The organism is Novosphingobium panipatense, from assembly GCF_900182875.1.
GTDB classification, from domain to species: Bacteria; Pseudomonadota; Alphaproteobacteria; order Sphingomonadales; family Sphingomonadaceae; genus Novosphingobium; species Novosphingobium panipatense.
Map to the genome: position 1 here is coordinate 24,535 of NZ_FXUI01000020.1, position 22,671 is coordinate 47,205.

The following is a 22,671-nucleotide window of genomic DNA, read 5'->3' on the forward strand; positions in this document are numbered from 1 at the left end:
CCGACCGGTTCCAACGTCGCTGCCACGATCCTGAGGCACCAGCATCAGGACGACGAGCTTTAACCATTATTGGAGACTACAGGCATGGCCGGAAAGATCGGTAAGGACACGGGCGCACAATCGCATGCGGCCGAATTCGAGACGGCGGTCGGAGAAGGCGGTGAGCTGCATCAGCTCGCCTCAGGTGCCGATGACGTGCTGACGACACAGCAGGGCGTCCCGGTCGCCGATGATCAGAACAGCCTTAAGGTCGGGCCGCTTGGTCCCACGCTGCTGGAAGACTTCCACTTCCGCGAAAAGATCTTCCATTTCGATCACGAGCGCATTCCCGAGCGCGTCGTCCATGCCCGCGGCTTCGGCGTGCATGGCACGTTCACCCTGGATGAGAGCCTCGCCGAGTACACGACGGCCAAGGTACTGACTGAAGTGGGTGAACAGACGCCCATGTTCGTGCGCTTCTCGACCGTTGCCGGAAACAAGGGTTCGTTCGACCTGGCGCGCGACGTCCGCGGGTTCGCGGCCAAGTTCTACACGAAGGAGGGAAACTGGGACATCGTCGCGAACAACATCCCGGTCTTCTTCATCCAGGATGCGATCAAGTTCCCTGATCTCATCCACGCGGCCAAGCAGGAGCCCGATCGCGGCTTCCCACAGGCGCAGACTGCCCATGACAACTTCTGGGACTACATCGGCCTGACCCCGGAATCGATGCACATGGTCATGTGGATCATGTCCGACCGCGCCATCCCGCGCTCGTTCCGCTTCATGGAAGGATTCGGCGTCCACACCTTCCGCCTCATCGATGCGGACGGGAAGGGCACTTACGTCAAGTTCCACTTCAAGCCGAAGCTGGGCCTGCAATCGGTCATGTGGAACGAGGCGCTCAAGATCAACGGTGCGGATCCTGACTTCCACCGCCGCGATCTCTGGGACGCGATCACGATGGGCACGCCGCCGGTCTGGGATCTGGGCGTCCAGCTGTTCGACGACGATTTCGCCGACCAGTTCGAGTTCGACATCCTCGATGCGACCAAGATCATCCCGGAAGAACAGATCCCGGTGCGCAAGATCGGCAGCTTCGTGCTGGACCGCGTCGTCGACAACTTCTTCCATGAGACGGAACAGGTCGCCTTCTGCACGCAGAACGTGGTGCCGGGCATCGGCTTCACCAACGACCCGCTGCTTCAGGGCCGGAACTTCTCCTACTTGGACACGCAGCTGAAGCGGCTCGGCAGCCCGAACTTCACGCATCTTCCCATCAACGCCCCGCGCGTACCGGTGCAGAATTTCCAGCAGGACGGGCACATGAACATGCGCAACCCCAAGGGGCGCGTGAACTACGAACCCAACAGCTGGGGCGGGCCTCGCGAGTCCCCAACGACCGGCTATCGGCATTTCTCCGCCGAAACCAGCGGTCGCAAGGCGCAGGTACGTTCGGCCAGCTTTGCCGATCATTACAGCCAGGCGCGGCAGTTCTTCATCAGCCAGACCCCGATCGAGCAGAAGCACATCGGCGACGCGCTGGTGTTCGAACTGTCGAAGTGCGAGCGCGTCGACATCCGCCAGCGCATCGTCTCGCATCTGCGCAACATCGATGAGACGCTGGCGACCGTCGTGGCGGACGGCCTCGGCTTGCCGGAGCTGCCACCGTCGTTCCCGGCCGCCGTGCCCCCGCGCACCGACCTGCCGCCCTCGGAAGCCCTGAGCATTGTTAAGCGAGGGCCTGACAGCTTCGCTGGCCGCAAGCTGGGCATTCTCGTCAGCGACGGCGCTTCGGCGGCTATGGTGAAGGCGCTGACCAAGGCGGTCGAAGGGCTTCCGGCGATCTACGAGATCGTCACGCCGAAAATCGGCGGCGCGACGCTGGACGACGGCACCATGGTCGAAGGCAAGCAGAAGATCGATGGCGGGCCTTCCGTGCTGTATGACGCGGTCGCTATCGTCGTGTCAGAGGAAGGCGCGGCGATGCTGGCTGAGGACAAGCCCGCCAAGGATTTTGTGAACGATGCCTTCGCTCACGGCAAGTTCATGGCGTACACGGCCGAGGCCCTGCCATTGCTGGAGCGTGCGGGCATTGCCGCCTCCGATCACGATGCGGGGTTGATCGCCCTGAAGGATGAGGGCGAGGTGAAGGCGTTCCTGGGCACGTGTGCGCAGGTTCGCGTCTGGGATCGCGAACTGCGCGTCGATCTCGACGCTGCCGGCTTCCTCAAGGCGACCGGCGGATGATCGCGGGGCATGCGACGAAGGTGGAAGGTGACGGCCTTCCACCGCTGCCGCCGGCCGAGAGGTTGCAGGCCTTGCTGTTCGACGCCGCGCGGCTCGGGCGGGACGACGTGATCCCGGCCTTGCTGGGCGCGGGCGCCGATGTGGAAGGAATGGACGAGCGGGGGCACACCCCGCTCGTTCTCGCCAGCTATCATGGTCACGAGGCGACCACCTCGCTGCTGCTGGAATTCGGCGCGGCGGTTGATGGTGTCGTTCGCGGCGCAGGCAGCGGAAGTCCGCTGATGGGAGTGGCCTTCAAAGGCTACACCGCCATCGCACGGCTGCTGCTGAAGGCTGGGGCAGATCCGAATTTCCGCAATGGTGCGGGGCAGACGCCGCTGATGATGGCGGCCCTGTTTTCGCGTCGCGACATCATCGACATGTTGGTCGATGCGGGCGCTGATCCCTTGGCTGTAGACGCGGCCGGCAACGATGCGCCGGCCCTGGCGCTATCCCAGGGCAACAACGAGCTGGCGGAGGAACTGACCGCTCTTCAGCGTGTCAGGGCCGCTGCATGACTACCGGTTGCCCCCACGCTGACCCGGCCGATGCGGGGGGCGAGTTTGCCGAAATTGATCGAGGCAAGGAAACGGGAGCCGGAGGGCGGCTTCGTGCGTTCCTCCGTCATGGAGAGATGCTCGAACAAAAGACCCCTGGCGCTGGTTGTGGCGAGTGCGCGCAATGAGGTTGCCTGGCAACTCGTCGCGCTGAGGCAGCGCGGGTACGAAGTCCGGTTCGTCGACAATCCCTGGGATGCCCTGGCCCTCTTCGGCGAGGACATCCCCGAGATTGCCGTCCTTGGTCCGCTACGGCGTACCCCCTGCCTCGACCTGCTGATCGACGATCTGGAGCGGTACGGCGTGCCGGTCACGCGAACCCAGGGGCGCCACGGTCGTCAACGGCGTGAGCATCTTCACATTCAGAGCGGAAGCCGAACCACGGCACGGCACCGTGCCTGAGGACCGCGCCGCGCAACATGCAGCTTAGAGGGATTACAATGTTGGAATTCAAGCCTGTCCGTGGAGACGCGTCGGCCGAGTTCTATTTCTCGGACACATTTCAGCAGTCGTTGGCGCGGTGGAACCGGCAGCGGCTGGAGCCGGGCTTCCCCGGCGATGACTGGCGCGAGAAGCTGGCCGACGACACGAGGATGCAGCTGCTCGAGGGCGAGTTCCTGGAGGATCTGCGCGCCTCCGTGAAGGAGGAGGCCGGTAAGGCCCCGCAGGACGTTGACGGCTTCATCGCCTGGTTCGAAGGGCTGAAGGAGGTGGGGCCGGGGCAGAATGACCCGCTTTTCCCCTGGCTGGCCGAGCACGCATCGCGAGACGAACTTCGATGGTTCTTCGAGCAGGAAGCCGCCGGGGAGGCCGGTTTCGACGACCTCGTCGCAATGACGCAGATCAAGCTGCCCGACCAGGCCAAGCTTGAACTCGCCCGCAATTACTGGGATGAAATGGGCCGCGGCAACGCCAAGGGTATGCACGGCCCGATGCTCCACATTGTCGCGGAAGCGCTTGAGGTGAACCCCGCGATCGAAACAACGGTGGCGGAAAGCCTCGCCCTGGCAAATGCCATGACCGGCATGGCTACGTCGCGGCGTTATGCCTGGCACTCGGTCGGTGCGTTGGGCGTGATCGAATTGACGGCGCCGGGGCGTTCCGCACTCGTCGCTAAGGGGCTTCGCCGCATCGGCCTTTCGGGCCGGGAGCGCCGCTACTTCGATCTCCACGCCGTTCTGGACGTGAAGCACAGTGAGGACTGGAACCGCGAGGCTTTAATTCCGCTGGTGAAGGAAGATCCGCGCCGTGCCATAGCCATCGCCGAAGGCGCGCTGATGCGGCTCGCCTGCGGCCAGCGCTGCTTCGAGCGCTATCGCGCCCATCTCTGGGATGAATCGGCCGTCGCGGTTCCGCTCGCTCCGGCCGCATGAAACCGCCTTCTGCCGACTGGCACCCCGCCACGGCCGTGCGCGGGATGCTGGTCCGCAAGGTACGTGAGATATTCCACGACACCACGAGCGGCGAGGGGCCGGTCGCGCGATCGCCGGAAGCCCTTTTCCCCCCTGACTCCGTCATCTGGCGTGTGCATGGCGATGTGACGACCATGACCGTGGGCGGTGTGTCCGCCTTGCTCCTGCAGATGCTGCACCCGGCAGCGCTGACAGGCGTGTGGGAACACAGCCGCTTCCGGGATGACATGCAGGGTCGACTGCGCCGGACCGCGCGCTTCATCGCCGTGACGACGTATGCCGGCAGGACCGAAGCCGAAGCCGCGATAGCCCGCGTCCGGGATATTCATGAGCGGGTGCGCGGCACACTGGCGGACGGCTCGTCCTATGCGGCGTCCGATCCACGCCTTCTCGCCTGGATTCATGTCTGCGAGGCGACCAGCTTCCTTGATGCGTGGATCGCTTTTGCCGAACCGACCATGACCATTGCCGATCAGGACCGGTACTTCGCACAGATAGGCACCGTGGCCCGCCGTCTCGGCGCAGAGCCCGTTCCGCAAACGCGGACCGAGGCGAAGCAGCTGCTGGCCTCCTTCCGGCCGGAACTGAGGGCGGATGCGCGCACGCGGGAAGTCGCTCGGCTCATCATGTCGCAACCGGCCCCCTCTCTCGCGATGGCGCCTGCGCAATCTGTGGTGATGCGCGCAGCAGTGACACTCCTGCCGCGATGGGCTCGCAGGATGCACGGCTATCGGAATGGGCTCCTGCCGGATATCGCCGCGCGTTCGGGAGCTTACGCGCTTGCGGAAACCCTGCGCTGGGCGTTCAGGGCCCCTGTTGCCAGCTAAAGTGGCAAGGGCTTGCTCGATCCTGTCAGGAAAATTGGGCCCGGCGTCTTTGGAGGGGGGTGGGGGAAGGGAAGCCGGGCCCTGTAGGTGCTTTTTTGTTGTTTGAACATTCAACGCGGCGGCTACGAGATCTGTTCCATCGTTTTTAAAAAGTTACAAATCCGAGTTGAGGCGTGTTTTCGAGGACGATTTTCTTTCAGTATTTCAGTCGTCCTTCATCGGGGTCTTGCGCGCTTCGCCCCGTCGGATCCGCGCTGCTGCCTGTGCCGCCGGCGTCTGGGGTGCAGGTAATGCCCCGGCAACTCGGCCGAGCACCCGCACAAGGCTCTGCTCTCCGGCGCGCAAGCCCTTGCCACGCAGTTGTGGCAGGCTTCGTACCGGGTTCGGCGTCATCTCCACGGCGGCACGGATAAGAAGTCGCTGAAGCCGCAGGGTGGGCCCGGGCAGCAGCGGTGTGTTGCTCATGATCGAGAGGAATTCGGACAGCACGTCGGAGCCTTCCAGCCGGGGGGCGGTGCTGGCGAGAAGGTCATCCCATTCCTGCCAGGAACGCGGAGCGCCAACCGCGCCGTAAAGGCGCGAAGCTGCCGCTCCCTCGGTGAGCGCAGCGTCTTTCTCAGCGGGCGTGAGCGTGCGAACGTAGCGGTGGTACGCTTCGATGAACCCGAAGCTGGCGGTGGCCTGAACCCAGTCGAGCAGGCGCGGATCGTTGGCACGATACGGCTGCCCGTCCGGTGTGACGCCGTTCACGCGCTCGTGCATGGCGACTACGCGTCCAATCAGCGCTCGCGCCTGCTCCGCAGGCGCGTAGACGGTCACCATGGCGGCAAAGCCGGTGCGTCGCAGCCGCATGCCCGGGTCCCGTCGGAAGCTGCTGTGATCCCACACGCCAGAGCGAACGGCCGGCTCCGCAAGTTCCAGAAGAACGGCCGATACGCCGCCGATGAACAGCGCCACCGGGTTGGAGAAGATTGTCCAGCTTATGCCATCAGAAGGGAAGAGCGCCGGTGCGCCCGATGGTGCCTTGAAATCCACGTCCATTCCCGGCGGGGGCTGCAGAAGCTGCTGGATGGCAGCAAGCATGATCAGCTGTCCTCCGCATTCAAGGCGACGCGGCAGCCCCGCAGTTCGTAGCCGGTCACCAGCCGGTTCCACCCGACATCCGGTGCCCGCTCAAGCGTCAGCCCAGGAAGCCGCAGAAGGCGCTCCAGGAATATCTCGGCTTCGGCAAGCGCGACGTCGGCGCCGGGGCAGCGATGTTCACCGTCTCCGAATGCCATGCCGGCACCGCCGACCCGCCGCGCGCGGCTACGGTCTGGGTCTATGTGAAACGGGCAAGGCCCCACAGCCTCCGGGTCAGAGTTGGCGGAGCGGATGTCCAGTTCCAGCGCCTCTGCCCTGCCCTCCATCCGGCGGTAGAGAGAACCGACCACAGGTTCAAGGCGCAGGATTTCTTCCAGGATGGCGATGCGCGCCGCGCGTTCGCCTTTCAGGAACCGCGCGCGCAGGGGGGCGTCTTCCAGCAGGTGCCATCCCGCCATTGTGATGAATTCACGCGTGGTGACCATCCCTGCCGCGCCATAAGTAAAGCACTCCACAAGGATGTCGCGGTCCCGGTGCCCCTCCGCGATGAGGTGAGAGATGACGTCCTCCTGCGGAGCCTTCCTTCTGGCGGCGATGGCGGGCCTTACGTCCGCGAGGTGGAAGTGCAGCATGCGGGCCTGGCCCTGCAGGAACGTCATGGCTCGTGCGAGGACGCCGTTGCGAAGGGCTGTGCCGACTGAGAAGAACGCGTCGAGACGCCGGATCATGCCGCTGCGGTCGCTGTTCGTAAGCCCGACGATCGTCGCCGCCACACTGACGGCAAGATCAAGCGCCAGATCGTCTAGCCGGGCGGATCCGCTGTTGCGCAGACCGGCGATGATGCGATCGACTTGGTGCTCGATGTCAGGGCGGTGACGCTCTTCCACCACCCGGGGTGAGAAGAATCGGGCCGTTGCCGCCCGCTGCTGGCGATGGGCATCGCCCGAAAGGAAAAGGATCGGCGGTCTTGTAAGGCCGCCGCGATTTATCAGCTCTGCCTTGAAGCCGGCCTGCTTAGCCTCGGGGTTGCGCAGGACATCGCGCACGCTAGCGTAGCCTTGCACCACCTTGGTATTTTTCAGAAGCCCGGGGGCGACCGTGGAACGCCGCTGATCGGGGGAAAAGGGGCAGGATTCCTGCGCCTGTTCGGTTGCGGTAGCCATGCGCCGCTCCTATTTCTGACAAGTGACTTGTCATATGTAGGGGCGGCGATGACCGATTCAACAATGCCGAAGCGGCAGGATGCCCGCGCCATACGATCACGGCACGCCATGCGCAGCGCTTTGCTGAAGCTCATGGCGGCAGGGCCGTTCGACGCCATCACCGGTTCGCAGATCGCGCAGGCGGCGGGCGTGGGCTATTCGACGTTCTTTCGCCACTATGCGGATGTGCCGGCCGTCCTGTCCGATGTCGTCGCCATGCTCACCGATGAGTTCACCCGCGAAATGATGCCTTTTTGGACAAGCGGCCGACCTGAAGAGGCGGCGCGTGTGCTGATCGCCGCCGTGGAGCAGCGGCGCGAAGCGATCCGGGCGCTGCTGAGTGCTGCGGGCAGTTCGCGTTATGAACTGTCGCGCCAGATCATTGACCGCCTCTCCAGCCAGCCGGACCTGTCTGCTCAAGACGTGCCACACCGGCTCGCCCTGCGGGTCTCCGTCGCGGCCACAATCGAGGTGCTCGACTGGTGGATTTGCGAGGAGCCGGATCGCAACGCGGCGGAAATCGCCGAGTGGCTGCGCAAGGTCGTGCTTGCGCCGCTTGCGGGAGGGGGGATGGGCGACAGCTGAACCGGCTGCGGAGGTCCGTCAGCCAGACGCCGTCGGCTGTCACCCGTTCTCATCCGCTCGTCCCTGATTTCCCGGCCGTCGTGAACATTTCGGCGGTCCCGACCGTTAGCGTGGACATCGGCGGCACCCGTATGGATCGGGGCCGGCCTTTTTCCTTCAAGGAGACCTAACCCTGTGACAGAGAACCGACGCTTCCTGCTCGTCCGAAGGCCGAACGGAACACCCGTCCCGGCAGACTTCAGCCTTGTTACCGAACCCGTGCCTGCGCCGCCGCCCGGGGGCGTCGTGATCCGCAATCACTACGCCTCGCTTGATCCGGCGCAGAGGGGATGGATGGACGATGCGGAAAGCTACATGCCTCCCATTCCGCTGGGCGATGCTGTCCGCGCGTCTACGCTTGGAGTCGTGCATGCCTCGGACAACCCCCGCCTCGCGGTCGGCCAGTGGGTCATTGGGCTGGGCGGGCTCGAGGACTACTCCGTCATAGGGCCCGAGGGGTTCGCCGCGCCGGTGGACATTTCGGCCGTGGCTTCCCCCTCCAACTACCTGTCAGTGCTGGGATCGGTCGGAATGACGGCCTACTTCGGCCTGATCGCTGTTGCGAAGCCCGAGGCAGGAGAGACGCTGCTCGTGTCCGGTGCGGCCGGGGCCGTCGGATCGGCGGTCGGGCAGATCGGCAAGTTGCTTGGGTGCCGCGTTATCGGCATCGCGGGTGGTCCGCTGAAGTGCCGGCGCCTGATAGAGGACTACGGCTTCGATGCGGCCATCGATTACAAAGGCAAGGATCATGAAAGCCTTGTGAGCGAGATAACGGCGGCCGCGCCCGACGGCGTGAACATCGTGTTCGAAAACGTCGGCGGGCCGGTGATGGAAGCCGAGGTGTTCACCTTGGCCCATAATGCCCGCATCGTCCTGTGCGGGCTCATTTCCGAATACAATTCGCCTGAAAAGGTCGGCTTGCGCAACCTCTGGCAAATCCTTGCGCGGCGCGCGACCATCCACGGCTTTCTCGTCACCGACTACGCCAGTCAGTTCGGCGAAGGGCGCGCGCAGATGGCGCAATGGCTCGGTCAGGGAAAGCTGCGCGTCGAAGAAGACGTTCAGGAAGGACTCGAGAACGCCTACGACGCCTTCATGCGTCTCTTCTCCGGCGCGAATACCGGAAAGCTGATCCTCAAGATCGACGGATCACAATAGAGTATCCGAAGCGGCGCCGGCGCCAGATGGTGCCGGCGTTCATGCTTCCTGGAGCAGTGGCTCAGGATGTGGCAAGCTCCGGCATGTGACAGATAGAAAAGAGCGCCTTCTGCCTCACTGCCCGATGCCGGGACTGGAAAGCATAGGGCGCTTCTTCGTCGCTCTGAACCTGAAAGCCTGTGATGCTACCCAAGGCGCAGGCAGGTTCAGGAGCGAATCTTGGTCACGGTATCGAAGCGTTCGGCGCTCGGGCTGAAACCCATCTCCCAGAGAAGATCGGCGAGCCTCTGCCCGTCTGCCCTTACGCGGTTCACCCAGGCTTCGTGGTCGAGGTGACCGAGCACGGAGCGCTGAAAAAGCCCGGCTTCGCGTGCCGCGTCGCGCAGGAGGCGGGGCGGCAACCGGTCGGCGCGCGGTCTGCCGTCCTCGTCCCGTCGGACCAGTCGCGCACGTTCGATAGCGGGCGCTGACTGGCGCGCCGGTCGAATGTCACGATGGCTGCGCTTGACCGTTTCGATGCTCACTTTTCAGCTCCCGGAAGGCACTGGTGGAATGATTCCCCAATTGCCAAGTTCGTCCTGAGTTCAGAACACGTTGAACGGGAATTGGTTTCTATGCCGGATGCAGTTTCCTCCGTGCCCTGAGAAACGTCTTGCAGGCCGCTAACCGAGGTTAATTTTAGCCGCCTGCAGATAAAAGGGTGGGGAAGGCCCTGCCGCATGCCTGTAACGGCAGCGGTATTGAAGAAGCATCTCTCGTTCGGTGGTCCAGGGCGCGCTCCGAAGCGATGAGGCGCGCCTGTCCTACTGCCGTAAGCTGTCAGGCACGACGCCGCCGTTCTCCGCCAGCTTGTCCATGACAGCCCGGTGCAGCGCCATGTTCTGCTCGGCGGACCCATCGGCACCGACGTGCACGCCAAGTTCTTCAGCGAGCTCTTTCCTGGCACCAAGGCTGGAATCGATGTCGAGCAGCTTCAGCAGATCAACGATGGAGGAGCGATAGTTGCCGCCGTGATCCGCCTTCATCGTCGCCATGGCCTCGAGCACGGCGCCTACGTCCACCAGGGGCTTCGCGGCCGGTGCGGAGGGCGCAGGACTGGCCTGCGGTTTCGCTGCCACCGGAGTGTCCCGCGTGGGGCTTGCCGCCGGTGCCGTGCGCGGCGGTTCCGCCGTGGTGGCCGCCTTGGCCCGGTCATGATGAAAGATCTTGCCCATGATGTTACCGAAAATGCTCATCGTGCAATCTCCTGCGTGCCTGCCGGTTCTGCCCACCGGCCACGACCGAAACGCATCAACACGCCGAAAGGGTCGAGGAACGTAACGGGAGTGTCAGCCGTTCAGCCGACGTCCCGAACCACTTGACGCGGAGCGACGAACATGAAGCACCGACTGCTAATCGCAGCCTCTGTTGCGGCTGTAATCCTTGCCGGCTGCAACAGGGAAGCTGATCCGGCAACCGAAACCACCACAACCGTTGCGGTTGCCGACCCCGCGACCGAGGTTCCGGTCACCCCGACCGAGACACCCGGCCAGGTCTTCGCCAATGTCGCGGCGGCGAGCGATGCCTTCGAAATCGAAACCTCAAAGCTGGCTCAGACAAATGCCGCCTCCGACGAGATCAAGAAGTTCGCCGATCAGATGGTGAAGGCGCACACCGAATCCACGGCCAAGCTGAAGGCCGCCGCGGCTGCCGCCAATCCGCAAATCACGCCGATGCCTCAGATGACGGCCGCGCAGCAGGCGCAGCTCGACGACTTGAAAGGCAAGACCGGCGCAGAATTTGACCGCGCCTACGCCACGGCGCAGGTGACGGCGCATCAGGCGACGCTCGATGCGCTTCAGGGCTATTCGGCAGGAGGAGACGTTCCAGCTCTCAAGGACTTCGCAACCAGCCTGATACCCATTGTAACCGCGCATCTGAACATGGCGAAGGCCCTCTGACGCTGACAGGCGCCGTTTGCGCCAGAGCGGGACGGCGCCTGCACCCATTAAGAAAACGTCTGCAGGCGCGTAGCGGAGGCGCCGGCAGGTCCTTGCGCTTTCAGCGCGTCAGCAGGCAGCGTCAGTTCGGCGCGGTTGCACCGGCTTCCGGCTTCAGCGCCTCGTCAGCTCTGCGTTGCAGGACGTCGGCCCGCTGCCGGGCTTCGTCCCGCAGTTGATCGGCCTGCTGGTCGAGCTTGTCGGCTGCGACCTCGGCCTGCTTCTCGATGTTTCTCGCCTCTGCCTCGAACGCGTCGGAACGGGCTTGGCGGGCGTTGCGCGCAGCCTCGTCCGCCTTGTCCCGCACCTCTCCGGCTTCCTCTGCGGGGCCGGAGCCGTCGTATTCGACACCGGCAGCGCTTGCTCTGGCGCGATCCTTCTCTTCCCCGGCCTGCTCGCGGGGGCCGTCGCAGGCAGCAAGGGAAGCGATGCCTAAGAGCAATGCGATTTGCGCTTTCATGACCGTGCTCCTTCTGAAGCCTCATCAACGCCAGGACGGCAGCGATGTTTCACGGATCTTGCCGCCCCGCAACGAACCGGGCATGGAGAGCGAGCGCTATCCAGCAGGCACCTGTAAGGAGCGGTGTCCATCGCAGATCGCGCAACCGAAGCGTGACTGGTTCGTTCAGGGCGCAGTATCTTGAGTGGGGTGGCTGGCGAAATGCAGGCGGAGGGAAACAAGACGATAGAGGGTCGCTTCGAACTCCTCGTTCAGAGCGTCACTGACTACGCCATCTACATGCTGGACCCCACCGGCATCGTCACCAGCTGGAATGCCGGGGCGGAGCGCTTCAAGGGCTATGCGCCCGAAGAGATCATCGGACAGCACTTCTCCCGCTTTTACGGAGAGGATGACAGGGCGGCCGGTATCCCGGCACGGGCGCTTGCGACCGCCGCGTCTGAGGGGCGCTTCGAAGCCGAGGGCTGGCGCTACCGCAAGGATGGAGCACGGTTCTGGGCGAACGTCGTGATCGATCCCGTGCGCACGCCCGATGGCGAACTGGTCGGCTTTGCGAAGGTCACGCGCGATCTGAGCGCCAGGCGCGAGGCTGAAGAGCGCCTGCGTCGCAGCGAGGAGCGATTCCGGCTTCTTGTGCAGAGCGTCAAGGATTACGCCATCTACATGCTGGATCTGGATGGTCACGTGACCAGCTGGAATGCCGGCGCGGAGCGTTTCAAGGGCTATCGCGCCGAGGAGATCATTGGGCAGCATTTCTCCCGCTTCTACCTGGAAGAGGATCGGGAGGCGGGCACACCGGAGCGAGCCTTGCGCACGGCGCGCGAGAACTGCCGCTTCGAGGCAGAAGGCTGGCGGGTGCGCAAGGACGGCTCACGCTTCTGGGCCAGCGTCGTCATCGAAGCGGTTCGCGGCGATGCGGGGAACCTGATCGGCTTCGCCAAGATTACGCGCGACCTGAGCGAGCGCAAGCGTTCGGAAGAGGCTCTCGAACAGGCGCAGCGGGCGTTCTTTCAGTTCCAGAAGATGGAGGCTATCGGGCAGCTCACGGGTGGCGTAGCGCATGACTTCAACAATCTGCTTGCCGCGATTATGGGCAGCGCCGATCTGGCCAAGCGCAATCTTGCGCAGGGCAAGGACATCACCCGTTTCCTCGACAACGTCATCGAAGCGGCGCAACGCGGCGCCACCCTGACGCAGCGCATGCTCTCATTTGCGCGCAAGCAGGAGCTGAAGCTGGAAGCGGTGGATCTCACGCAGCTGGTGCGCGGCATGGCAGAGCTTCTGGAGCGCACGATCGGCACGGGAATCGCAATCGACACGCAGTTCCCGCTGATACTGAAGCGCGTTCATGCGGATCCCGCGCAGCTGGAACTGGCACTCCTGAACCTGGCGGTGAACGCCCGCGATGCCATGCCCGAGGGGGGCCGTATCCTGATTTCGGCGCAAGCCGCGACGGCAGGGCCGAACAGTGGCCTCGTTGCCGGCGAATATGTGTGCCTGTCCGTTGCGGACGAAGGCAGCGGCATGGATGAAGAAACTCTCGCGAAAGCCTCGGAGCCCTTCTTCACCACCAAGGGTATAGGCAAGGGAACAGGACTTGGTCTTTCCATGGTCGTGGGCATGGCCGGCCAGTTCGGCGGGAAGACGGAGCTGAAGAGCAAGGCAGGGGAGGGCACCACCGTCACCCTCTGGCTTCCGGTGGCGGGTGACGAGTCACCGCGAGCGCCTGCATCCACGCCAAGCCATGTCCCCGCGGCGCGGCGTGAGCGGTCGCTGACCATCCTTGCCGTGGACGACGACGACATCGTGCTGGTCAATACGGCGGCGATGCTCTCGGATCTGGGGCACACGGTTCACAAAGCTTCATCGGGACGCGAAGCCCTGCGCCTCCTCGCCCGGGAACGCATCGATCTTCTGATCACTGACTACGCCATGCCCGATATGAACGGATCAGAGCTGGCGGAGGCGGTGCAGGCCGGGTGGCGTGACGTGCCGATACTCGTGATTTCCGGCTATGCGGAGCTGCCGGTCGGGCTGAAGTTGCGGTTCCGGCGCCTTTCGAAGCCCTTCGTTCAAGAGGAACTCGAAGGGGCCATCGCCGAGGTCGTGCCGGACCAGACCGCGACGGTACTGCCCTTTCGCAGTCTTTCCTGACAGCCAGGAGCGGCAATGGCGGGTCGAGCCTACGGCGTCATTTCCCAGCCCAGGAGGAGAGCGTTGTTTGAGGGCACCCAGGTTTCCAGACGACCATCCACGATCTTGAAGTCGAGAACTTCCCGGTTCGCCGTCCACAGCTTGGGGCGAAGCCGCTCCGGTTTTCCGTCGAGCGGCAGGAGCGCCAGGCGGGCTGGCGTCGTCTCATGCCCGTCGATGCGCAGGTTCAGCGTCGAACTGTCCAGCCGGTGTATTGCGCGCACGAAGCTGTCGCAGAACAACAGGAACGGCGCATCGTCGATCCGGTGGAAGGAGCGGGTGGCGTAAACGATCGCCGCGCCGGAGCCGTAGATCTCCTGGCCCACTTGGCCCGCCTTCTGACCGTCGGGGTAAAGATCTTCGACAGGGTAGTTCAGCGAGCGGTCTATATGCCCGTTCCGGTTTTCTGTCGCCAGGGCTTCCTCAGGCAACGCATCAGGATAGTAGTACCATCCCCTGTCGAGCGCATGCCTGCAGAACTCGTTCACGAGCAGCTTCACACCGGGGATGATATCGACTCCCATGTAATCCAGGTAACGCTCGAACGCCGCGTAGCTGTCGAAGCACTCGTACGCTGCCATGTACGGAGCATCCTGAAGGCACGTGACACCGAGGAAGTTGGTCCAGTGGCGCGACAGGCCGATCTCGCTCTTCCAGATCTGACTGTTGTGGAAGAAGCTGGCGAGGTAGACGTAACTTTGCTGGAGGTATTCGGCGCGATTGATGATCCGCCACAAGCGGATGCAGGCCGCGGCGCCCCAGGCCGTCAGGTTGGCCTGATAGTTCAGGTCGAAGCGCATCCCGCGTGCGGCATCGATCGCCTTCATGGCTTCTGTCAGGAAGCGTTCGTCATGAGACATCTCGAACGCCTGCAGCATGACCCACGCATAGATGCCGCCAACGTCCGTTTGGCCCCTGTCATCGGCTTCGGCAACGTCCGTGATGACGCTGAAATCCGTGACATCGTACATGATCGGCCACTTGTACCGGAAATGCTGCGCGGCCTTGATGCCGTAATCGACGGAATCGAAGAAAAGCCGCCGCGCCGCCCTGTCTCCAGCAAGAGCAAGATTGCCGAGGTTCAGCAGGGGGTGGTAAAGGTACCAGCTGTCCACCGCATTGGCGTTCTTGTCGGCCCCGACGTTCGGCAGATAACGTCTGAGCGCCTTCAGCTCCGGATCATAGAACTTGCGCAGGCCCGAGACGATTTCACCCACCAGCGGATGTTCTTGGCCCGACCATCTTCCCCAGTCACGCATCGCGGCAGCCAGAGAAAGCTGAACCATCGAGTCCGGGTATTCGCTCGCGGTGTAGGGATGGAAGTAGGTATGGCCGTAGTGCCGGATGCGGGTCTTTGGTCCCTTGGCAAGGTCCTGGATTGTATTCTCGGCACGCAGGATCCAGTCGTGGAAGGCGGGTTCCGGCGGGTTAAGGGAATGGTAGAGGCCGCCCAGCATGTCGAGAAACTGCCAGGCTGAGTCGGTCTCCCCGTTTTGAGGGTAGCCGCGGATCGCGAGAAGAGTGTCGTAGAGCGTCAGTTCCTGCCCCGCTGCCAGCACCGCCTTGCCGGTTTCGGGGTTGCGCGGCAGCTGATACCCAAGTTCGGGCCAGTCGCCGCCGACCGCACTTTCCGGCTTGCTGCCGGTGGCGTTGAAGTAGTCGTTCAGTGCGGTGAGGTTCTGCAGATAAAGAACCTTGCCAAGCGCCGGGCGCTCCAGAGAGAAATAAAGCAGGCCGGTGTTCATCTTGCGCTGGCGCGCCGAGACGAGGCCCTTAGTCCCGGTCGCGTCGCCCGAAGCGTCGAACGGCACGAGGTCACGGGGGACCCACTCGATCGCAAGATCGCGAGAGGGCGTGAACTGAAGCGTCGCGCGCAGCTGCTCCAGTCCGAAAGGCTCACCGGTCACGACAAGGCGCGCTTTGCCAAGGCTGCCGGTGCACTCCACCGCCGCCAGCGCATCGCCCTTTTTCATGAGCCGGCATTTCGCATCCTGGCTGAACACCGGCATGCGCAAGGCCAGGCCACCTTCCGTGCCCCTGCGGATGATAAGCCAGAGGGTGTCGCCCGCGAGCCGAACCTCCAGCTCCAGGTTGCCTTGTCGTGCCTTCGCCAGCGGCTCGGACGTGTCCGTCAGTACCTTGCTCGCGAAAGCGGTTTCGGGAGCGATCGCCTGCACGGTTCGTGTGGCCATGCGATGTTTCTCCTGCGGATTTGTGCGCAGGAGAAACGCCGGTTTTTCAGATCAGTTGCTCATCGGCGCCACCGGCTTCGTGCATGTAAGCGACATAGGTTTCGGGCAGCGAAACTTTCTGCTCGCCAGCCTCGTTCAGCGGCCATGACACAGCAAAAGGCGCCCCACGAGCCGATCGCAGGCAAGAGGATTCTCGTCACTGGCGGCACCACCGGTATTGGCCGCGCCATCGTTCTCAGCCTGGCGGAGCAAGGTGCGAAAGTGCTGACCTTCGGCCGCGACGAGGCGCCGCTGAAAGAGGTGCTTCGAGAAGCGAACCTTCCGGAGACCTGCGGCCTCACAGCGGACGCTGGCAAGGCAGAGGACATCGAGAAGGTGTTCGCGGCGGTGGACGCACAGCTTGGCGGCATCGATGTCCTCGTCGCTTGCGCGGCGCTCGGAGCCCAGGCCTTGCATGAAATGGCCGATGAGGACTGGCGCTATGTCGTGGACACCAATCTCAGCGGCTATCTCGGCTGCACCCGCGCGGCACTGAAGCGGATGCTGAGGCAGGAGAGCGGGCTGATCATCCTGATAAGCTCGATCAGCGTGGAAATCATGGCCGCGGGCGAGAGCGTCTACGCTGCGACCAAAGGCGGTATCAATCATTTTGCTCTGACCCTGCGCAAGGAAGTCGCCGACAAGGGCGTGCGGGTCACCGTGATCGAGCCGGGATCCGTTGGCAGCGACATGCAGATGTGCAGTGCGGAAGAGCAGAGGGAGGCGATCAGCCGGTCCGAGATGCTGTTCGCCGAAGAAATCGCGGAGGCTGTCTCATTCGTCATGACCCGCGCCAGTCGATGCGACATCCCGATGCTGCGCATCGAGCCGCTGCGTCAGAAAACCGCCTGATCCGCCCTTCCTCCGGTTGACGCCGGGCGGCCGCTCACTCGGCCTGCGAGCATGGCCTTGTCCCTGATGGAGAACTATTTGGCCGTGTAGATGTTTTCGCCCTCGTTCACTTGGCTACCCAAGGTGATCCCGTGAGCTTGGCCCCGCAGCCTCATCTTACTGACGACGAACGGGAACGTGGCCTGCGATTGCTGGTCTTCGAGGCGGCGTTCTCCAGTAGCACGGGCGCGCTGACGAGCGGCGTCGTGCTCACCGCCTTCGCCCTTCATTTGGGCGCAAGCAACCTGTGGGTCGGCGTGCTGGCCAGCGCACCATTCATCACTCAGCTGCTCCAAATTCCCGCAATCGCCGTGGTGGAACGACTTCGCGCCCGCAAGCGTATCGCGGTCCTGACCAGCGTCGTGGGGCGCGCGATGCTGCCGGTGATGGCCGCCACGGCCTTCTTCACGGGCACCTTGCCGCTTCTCATCTTTCTTGCCGCGCAGTACGTCCTGTGCGGCCTCAGTGCGTTCGGCGGCTGCGCATGGAACGCCTGGATGCGCGACCTGGCGCCTGAGAACCGGCTTGGAAGTGTGTTCGCCCGGCGGACCGCGTGGACAGCCGGCATCACCCTGATCGCCGGCCTGGCCGCTGCCTACATCCTGGAGCGCACGGCCGCCGGCTCATCGGGCCGAAGTCTCGCCTTCGCCGCGATGTTCATCGTAGGGTGCACGATGGGCATGGTGAGCGCCGCCATCGTCGCCCGCATGCCGGAGCCGCTGATGGCGCCTGCCGGTGGACGGATACCGTTGCTGCGCCTCCTTCGCGCGCCTCTTACCGACCTCAACTTCCGGAGGCTCCTGGCCTTCGTCGTCAGTTGGCAGGTCGCGGTGAATCTGGCGACGCCCTTCTTCACCGTATTCATCGTTCAGCAGCTCGGCTTCGATGTAAGCATGGTGATGGTGCTGAGTGCGATAAGCCAGTTGGCGAACCTGTTGGCGTTGCGCTTCTGGGGCACGCTCACGGACAGGTTCTCGAACAAGACCGTGCTCATGGTGTCCGCACCGGCGTACATCCTGGGGATCGTTGCGATGATCGGTGCGTCGCAGTCCAGTAACGCGACCTTCGTGATCGGATGGCTCGGTTTCCTGCACGTGCTGATGGGCGCGTCGGTCGCGGGCGTCACGCTCGCCTCCACCGCGATCGCCCTCAAGCTTTCGCCCAAGGGCGAGGCCACGGCCTATGTCGCGACGAACGCCGTCGCGATCGCTCTGGCCGCCGGGCTGGCGCCCATCCTTGGCGGGTTGCTGGCCGATTTCTTTTCGGCTCGGAAGCTGGAACTGCTGCTGAGCTGGACAAGCCCTGCCGGAACGGTGTCCTTTCCGCTGCGGCTTAGCCATTGGGATTTCTACTTTCTTCTGGCAGGTGTCCTGGGGCTTTATGCGGTTCACCGCCTCTCGCTGGTGGCGGAAGAGGGCGAGATAGAGCGGCGGGAGATGGTCGAGCAGGTCGTGGGCCGCACCCTGCGCGCCATTCGCAACAGCTCCAGTGTGGCGGGCCTGAGGGTCATTACCGAACTTCCGCCCTCGCTCGTACGCGACGCACGCGTGCGGCTGCGGCTGACCCGGATGCGCAAGCGCAAGGCGCTGAGAACGGCACTTCGATGAGTGGCGAGCCGCAAGCGCTGGAGAGGAGGCGCCCCCCGGAAAGATCCTGCCGGTGCATCCCGCAAGCCCGGTGGATATGTCGCTGGCCGTTCCGTCATCCGCAGCGGCGAAACGGAGCACTGTTGACGCCGGGGCGTTCACCGGATCAGTAATGCCTGTCCGGCTGACGCCTAGGGAGAGATGAGATGACGGCACCGCGCGAAAGCAAGACGGCGATCGGAGCGCACCGTCTGCATCCCGATACGCTGATGCTGAACTACGGTTATGACCCCTTTCTCTCGGAAGGCGCGGTGAAGCCGCCCGTCTTCCTGACGTCGACCTTCGTATTCCCCACGGCGGAAGAGGGGCGCGACTTCTTCGACTATGTGGCCGGTCGCAAGGAACCGCCGCCGGGGCAGGGGCGGGGGCTGGTCTATTCACGGTTCAACCATCCCAACAGCGAAATCGTCGAAGATCGGCTGGCAGTGTTCGAAGGCGCGGAAGCCGGCGTGGTCTTCTCTTCCGGCATGGCGGCGATCACGACGACGGTGCTCGCCTTCGCCCGCCCCGGAGATACGATCCTGCACTCCCAGCCGCTCTACGGCGGAACGGAAACGCTGCTGACCCGCACGCTGGCGAACCTCGGGATGAGCGCCGTCGGCTTCGCGGACGGTTTGGACGAAGCCGCCGTCGAAGACGCGGCAGAGCGGGCGATGGAGGCCGGGCGGCTTTCGATCGTACTGATCGAAACGCCGGCCAATCCCACCAACAGCCTTGTCGACATCGCGCTGATGAAGCGGATCTGTGACGCCATAGGCGTCCGGCAGGGCCACCGCCCGCTCCTTGTGTGCGACAACACCTTGCTAGGCCCCGTGTTTCAGCGCCCCCTGGAAAGAGGCGCGGATATATCGGTATACTCCTTGACCAAGTATGTCGGGGGCCACTCGGATCTGGTTGCGGGGGCTGCCTTGGGTTCGGCGAAGCTGATGAGGGAGGTGCGCCTCCTGCGCAGCGCCATCGGGACGCAGCTTGACGCGCACAGCTGCTGGATGTTGAGCCGTTCGCTCGAGACGCTTGGCCTGCGCATGGATAGGGCCAATGCCAATGCGCTCCGCGCCGCCACGTTCCTGCGGGACCACCCCAAGGTCCAACAGGTCGCCTTTCCCGCCTTCTACCCCGCAGGTTCAAGGTCCGCCGAGGTCGTAGCAGCCCAAACCAGCGGCGCAGGATCGACATTCGCTTTCGATATCGCAGGTGGTCAGCCGGCGGCGTTCCGCTTCCTCAACGCGCTGCAGATCTTCAAGCTGGCGGTGAGCCTCGGTGGCACGGAGTCACTGGCGAGCCATCCTGCCACGACCACCCACTCCGGATTCCCGGCCGACATACGCGAGCGGATCGGCGTCCTTCAGTCGACCGTGCGGCTTTCCATCGGCATCGAACATCCCGAAGATATCATCGCCGACCTGGAGCAGGCCTTGGCAGCCGCCTGAGCGTTCATGGCCCATGCGCAGGATGCAGGAGAGGGTCCCCTCTACGGGAAGAACAGAGGCGGTTGCTCTGGCGTCCAGGGCCGGGGTCGGAGCATCACGGCTCTGAAAAGCTCGCTCGCGAGGAAGTCGGCCAGCCAGCCCTGCAGACGGGGCAATTTCTGTTCCTCGAACCAGAGCGGCGCCACGGCCGCGAACTGCCTGACGAAGGGCGCGACAGCCGCGTCCACCATACCGCGGCCTTTCCCGGCAAGGTGGGGCGACATGGTTAGGCGGTCCTCCACCTGGCGCAGGAAGTTCATGGCATGCTCCCGGTGGATCAGCGGGTCCGAGCCATGGCGTTCCGGATATTTGTAGCGATCGAGATGATGCTTGAACGGGCCGTCATTGCCGGCGATCAGATCGGGATCGTCATTCGCCAGCCACGCTTCCGGATCGTTTCGCGACAGAGCGTAGCGCATAATATCGAGGCTCTCGTCGATCACCTCTCCCCCGGGCAGGACAAGCACCGGTACCGTACCCTTCGGCGAAGCCTCCAGCATGGCAGACGGCTTCGCAGCGAGCTTCACTTCGCGCAGCTCGCACCGTGTTTCGCTGACGGCCAGGGCGAGTCTTGCGCGCATCGCGTAGGGGCAGCGACGAAAACTGTAGAGAATGGGCACAGACATCCGTTCAGGTTGATCGCGCTGCTATCAACTGATAGGCGGCGCCCATCAGTCGATCTACCTCAGGCGCGCTCAGCACCCGGTGAGGCTCATACGTGAGACCAAGCCGCGCGGTCCGGCGCCACTGATCGGCATAGACGGCCTTGTCTGGCCCGAAGACGGACAGAACATGGCGAGAAAGTTCGGCCGGGCCGTCGGCTGAATAGGCCAGCCGGAAAATGGCGGGGTCCACAATGTGCGCACCGATCATGATCCATGCGTGCCCCCGTCGGTCTTCTTCGAGAGCAGAGTACTCCGCTGTTCCGGCCGGAAAGTCCAGCACCGGAGTGCCGTCTAGGCGGAGGGTTCCTGCAACCACGTGGACAGGCGCATCGAGGCTGCGATCGAGCTGCACGGCAAGAGCGGCGCACAGGGGAGCGAACGTACCCGGCCCTGTGGGGAAGACTGTCAGAAGATCGGCCGCGCAGCGGGCAATCCGGGCCTGATCCGCTTCGCTCCATATATAGGCCTTGAAGGCCTTGGCAGCAGGCCACCCATGGGCGGCGGCGACTTTTTGCCCCAGGCGGCTGAGGTCTTTGGCATTCGGCATCATGGTCTCGACAGCATCGGCACGGTGCGTGCCCGGAAGGAGGCTGGCCGATAGCAAAGGCGGGCGTTCGGCGCGAGCGATCGCTACCGGTCGAGGCCTGCATGCGCCAGCCTGTTGGGCAGGCGACAGCCGAATGTCCGCCTCGCACGTTGTAGCGTCATATGCGCAGAGAAGGAGACGCACCAATGGCTGACCTGAGCCGGATCAAGGAGCATATGGAAATCATAGGCGCGGATGGCGTGCACATCGGCACTGTGGACAAGGTCGATGGCGATCGCATCAAGATGACCAAGGCGGACAGCGGCTCGCATGGTGACCACCATCACTACGTTTCGGGCGGACTGGTCGCCGAAGTGGAGGGCAATCAGGTCCGGCTCTCTGCAAACGGGGATGTCGCCATCCTGTTCGAAGAAGAGGAGGGCGGTCGGCCCATCACGGACACGAACTAGGACGCATAAGGGAGCGAGTTGATGCTCGAGCACATTCCGGCCTGGCTTGGCTCGCTCCTGCGCAACGTGCGGGCTGGCCATTCCAAACTTGCGATCGTTGAGCGGAGCCAGGGCTTGGCGAACGCCATCGATCTGTCCAGCCCGGCGTTCGCCAATGGTGCCCGGCTTCCCGCCCGGTTCACGGCGGACGGGGAAGGGATATCGCCTCCTCTTACCTGGTCACAGGTCCCGGCAGGAGCAGTAAGCCTTGCCCTGATCGTCGAAGATCCAGACGCGCCGATGCCGCATCCGCTCGTACATGCGCTGTCGTGGGATCTGCCGGCAAACATGAACTCCCTTCCTGAGGGAGCCTTGCAGCCGTCGCTCGACCGGCCGGCTGCCTATCATATAGGCAGGAACAGCTATCTGACGTCAGGCTGGCTTCCGCCCGATCCGCCCAGCGGACATGGCACTCACGACTACGTGTTCCAGCTCTTCGCCTTGTCGGAACCGCTGGGTCTCGAAGAAGGAGCCGGACGCGCTGATTTCCTGGAGGCGCTCTCCGGCCGCGTGATGGCAGCTGGCATGCACGTCGGCACGTATTCGCGTGAGGAGCCGTCAACCACGTTCTCCGGAGCGGAGAGCGCGGCAATTCCTCAGACCTAGCTGAGTTCGACCGGATCTGAGCGTAGGGTTGGCTTGCACTCAGATCCGCTCTTGAAGGTCTGAAGGGTCTGCCCATATGGGTGCCTGGACGAGGCGCATCGTGGTCACCGGGTTCTGTTGAGAACATTTTTGAAATTAGTGTTTGACCGAATCGTGGGTGGGTTTTAGAGGCGCTTTCACCGCAGCGGAACACACCGGCCTTCACCGGCTGCTGCGGTCGCCGACATAGACGGGCAACGTGCTCCTCGAGATAGAAATCGGGGATGTGTAGTTGTCCGGCTTTACTGTTCGGCGGGACCTTCGAGAGGGGGTTCGGATCTTTGACATTGTAGTTTTTGATGAAGGGACATGTGGGCGACGGCGCC

At 63.8% G+C, this 22,671-nt stretch carries 23 protein-coding genes; 15 read left to right on the plus strand and 8 right to left on the minus strand.

Going from position 1 to position 22,671, the window contains the following annotated elements:
- The first annotated feature begins 84 nt into the window (after positions 1–84).
- From QOL62_RS17970 to QOL62_RS17990, 5 genes are all read left to right on the plus strand, one after another.
- Positions 85–2,229: a catalase gene (locus QOL62_RS17970; RefSeq protein WP_103728757.1), complete on the plus strand. Its 2,145-nt coding sequence runs from the start codon at positions 85–87 to the stop codon at positions 2,227–2,229.
- The gene (locus QOL62_RS17975) at positions 2,226–2,786 is read left to right on the plus strand and encodes an ankyrin repeat domain-containing protein (RefSeq protein WP_283407112.1); all 561 of its coding nucleotides are present in this window, start codon (positions 2,226–2,228) and stop codon (positions 2,784–2,786) included. The genes QOL62_RS17970 and QOL62_RS17975 overlap by 4 nt, the downstream gene beginning before the upstream one ends.
- Before the next feature lie 147 nt (positions 2,787–2,933).
- Complete coding sequence (locus QOL62_RS17980) at positions 2,934–3,227, plus strand: hypothetical protein (protein ID WP_103728756.1); 294 nt, start codon at positions 2,934–2,936, stop codon at positions 3,225–3,227.
- A gap of 38 nt (positions 3,228–3,265) precedes the next feature.
- Positions 3,266–4,198 carry an iron-containing redox enzyme family protein gene (locus tag QOL62_RS17985; RefSeq protein WP_103728755.1) on the plus strand — a complete coding sequence of 311 codons (933 nt, stop codon included), beginning with the start codon at positions 3,266–3,268 and terminating at the stop codon, positions 4,196–4,198.
- Positions 4,195–5,064 (plus strand): oxygenase MpaB family protein, encoded by an 870-nt coding sequence (locus QOL62_RS17990; protein ID WP_283407113.1) that lies wholly within the window; start codon positions 4,195–4,197, stop codon positions 5,062–5,064. Before QOL62_RS17985 ends, QOL62_RS17990 begins: the two co-directional genes overlap by 4 nt.
- Before the next feature lie 204 nt (positions 5,065–5,268).
- Here QOL62_RS17990 and QOL62_RS17995 read toward each other — a convergent pair whose 3' ends face one another.
- Entirely contained in the window at positions 5,269–6,147 is an 879-nt protein-coding gene (locus QOL62_RS17995) for an oxygenase MpaB family protein (RefSeq protein WP_283407114.1), read from the minus strand.
- Between the two features lie 2 nt (positions 6,148–6,149).
- Positions 6,150–7,310: a cytochrome P450 gene (locus QOL62_RS18000; RefSeq protein WP_283407115.1), complete on the minus strand. Its 1,161-nt coding sequence runs from the start codon at positions 7,308–7,310 to the stop codon at positions 6,150–6,152.
- A gap of 48 nt (positions 7,311–7,358) precedes the next feature.
- Here QOL62_RS18000 and QOL62_RS18005 point away from each other — a divergent pair, with 48 nt between their 5' ends.
- Entirely contained in the window at positions 7,359–7,934 is a 576-nt protein-coding gene (locus tag QOL62_RS18005) for a TetR/AcrR family transcriptional regulator (RefSeq protein ID WP_283407116.1), read from the plus strand.
- A gap of 174 nt (positions 7,935–8,108) precedes the next feature.
- Positions 8,109–9,131 (plus strand): NADP-dependent oxidoreductase, encoded by a 1,023-nt coding sequence (locus tag QOL62_RS18010; RefSeq protein WP_283407117.1) that lies wholly within the window; start codon positions 8,109–8,111, stop codon positions 9,129–9,131.
- A 206-nt stretch (positions 9,132–9,337) separates the two neighbouring features.
- Here the strand turns inward: QOL62_RS18010 and QOL62_RS18015 are convergent, their stop codons facing one another.
- Together QOL62_RS18015 and QOL62_RS18020 are read right to left on the minus strand one after the other, a co-directional pair.
- On the minus strand, positions 9,338–9,655 hold the full coding sequence (locus tag QOL62_RS18015; RefSeq protein WP_103728750.1) for a hypothetical protein: 318 nt from the start codon (positions 9,653–9,655) through the stop codon (positions 9,338–9,340).
- Between the two features lie 279 nt (positions 9,656–9,934).
- Positions 9,935–10,366 carry a DUF3597 domain-containing protein gene (locus tag QOL62_RS18020; RefSeq protein WP_283407118.1) on the minus strand — a complete coding sequence of 144 codons (432 nt, stop codon included), beginning with the start codon at positions 10,364–10,366 and terminating at the stop codon, positions 9,935–9,937.
- A gap of 141 nt (positions 10,367–10,507) precedes the next feature.
- On the opposite strand from QOL62_RS18020, the gene QOL62_RS18025 reads away from it, so the two are divergent.
- Entirely contained in the window at positions 10,508–11,071 is a 564-nt protein-coding gene (locus QOL62_RS18025) for a DUF4142 domain-containing protein (RefSeq protein ID WP_283407119.1), read from the plus strand.
- 121 nt (positions 11,072–11,192) lie between these two features.
- On the opposite strand, the gene QOL62_RS18030 is transcribed toward QOL62_RS18025, so the two are convergent.
- Positions 11,193–11,570: a hypothetical protein gene (locus tag QOL62_RS18030; protein ID WP_283407120.1), complete on the minus strand. Its 378-nt coding sequence runs from the start codon at positions 11,568–11,570 to the stop codon at positions 11,193–11,195.
- On the opposite strand from QOL62_RS18030, the gene QOL62_RS18035 reads away from it, so the two are divergent.
- Both QOL62_RS18035 and QOL62_RS18040 read left to right on the plus strand, forming a co-directional pair.
- Positions 11,569–11,754: a hypothetical protein gene (locus QOL62_RS18035; RefSeq protein WP_283407121.1), complete on the plus strand. Its 186-nt coding sequence runs from the start codon at positions 11,569–11,571 to the stop codon at positions 11,752–11,754. The genes QOL62_RS18030 and QOL62_RS18035 overlap by 2 nt on opposite strands.
- Positions 11,755–11,771: 17 nt before the next feature.
- On the plus strand, positions 11,772–13,724 hold the full coding sequence (locus QOL62_RS18040; RefSeq protein ID WP_283407122.1) for a hybrid sensor histidine kinase/response regulator: 1,953 nt from the start codon (positions 11,772–11,774) through the stop codon (positions 13,722–13,724).
- Between the two features lie 29 nt (positions 13,725–13,753).
- Here the strand turns inward: QOL62_RS18040 and QOL62_RS18045 are convergent, their stop codons facing one another.
- Entirely contained in the window at positions 13,754–15,955 is a 2,202-nt protein-coding gene (locus tag QOL62_RS18045) for a hypothetical protein (RefSeq protein ID WP_283407123.1), read from the minus strand.
- A 144-nt stretch (positions 15,956–16,099) separates the two neighbouring features.
- Between QOL62_RS18045 and QOL62_RS18050 the strand changes: the two genes are divergently transcribed.
- The 3 genes from QOL62_RS18050 (at position 16,100) to QOL62_RS18060 (ending at position 19,961) form a co-directional block, all read left to right on the plus strand.
- A complete protein-coding gene (locus QOL62_RS18050) occupies positions 16,100–16,846 on the plus strand; it encodes an SDR family oxidoreductase (protein WP_283407124.1) in 747 nt (248 codons plus the stop codon).
- 131 nt (positions 16,847–16,977) lie between these two features.
- Positions 16,978–18,492: an MFS transporter gene (locus tag QOL62_RS18055; protein ID WP_283407125.1), complete on the plus strand. Its 1,515-nt coding sequence runs from the start codon at positions 16,978–16,980 to the stop codon at positions 18,490–18,492.
- Positions 18,493–18,677: 185 nt separating this feature from the next.
- Entirely contained in the window at positions 18,678–19,961 is a 1,284-nt protein-coding gene (locus QOL62_RS18060) for a cystathionine gamma-synthase family protein (RefSeq protein ID WP_283407126.1), read from the plus strand.
- A gap of 41 nt (positions 19,962–20,002) precedes the next feature.
- On the opposite strand, the gene QOL62_RS18065 is transcribed toward QOL62_RS18060, so the two are convergent.
- Positions 20,003–20,626, minus strand: a complete 624-nt coding sequence (locus QOL62_RS18065; protein WP_283407127.1) for a glutathione S-transferase — start codon at positions 20,624–20,626, stop codon at positions 20,003–20,005.
- A gap of 4 nt (positions 20,627–20,630) precedes the next feature.
- Positions 20,631–21,212 (minus strand): hypothetical protein, encoded by a 582-nt coding sequence (locus tag QOL62_RS18070; protein ID WP_283407128.1) that lies wholly within the window; start codon positions 21,210–21,212, stop codon positions 20,631–20,633.
- A gap of 185 nt (positions 21,213–21,397) precedes the next feature.
- On the opposite strand from QOL62_RS18070, the gene QOL62_RS18075 reads away from it, so the two are divergent.
- Entirely contained in the window at positions 21,398–21,661 is a 264-nt protein-coding gene (locus tag QOL62_RS18075; RefSeq protein ID WP_103728739.1) for a DUF2171 domain-containing protein, read from the plus strand.
- 21 nt (positions 21,662–21,682) lie between these two features.
- Positions 21,683–22,306 carry a YbhB/YbcL family Raf kinase inhibitor-like protein gene (locus tag QOL62_RS18080; protein WP_283407129.1) on the plus strand — a complete coding sequence of 208 codons (624 nt, stop codon included), beginning with the start codon at positions 21,683–21,685 and terminating at the stop codon, positions 22,304–22,306.
- The last annotated feature ends 365 nt before the right edge of the window (positions 22,307–22,671 follow it).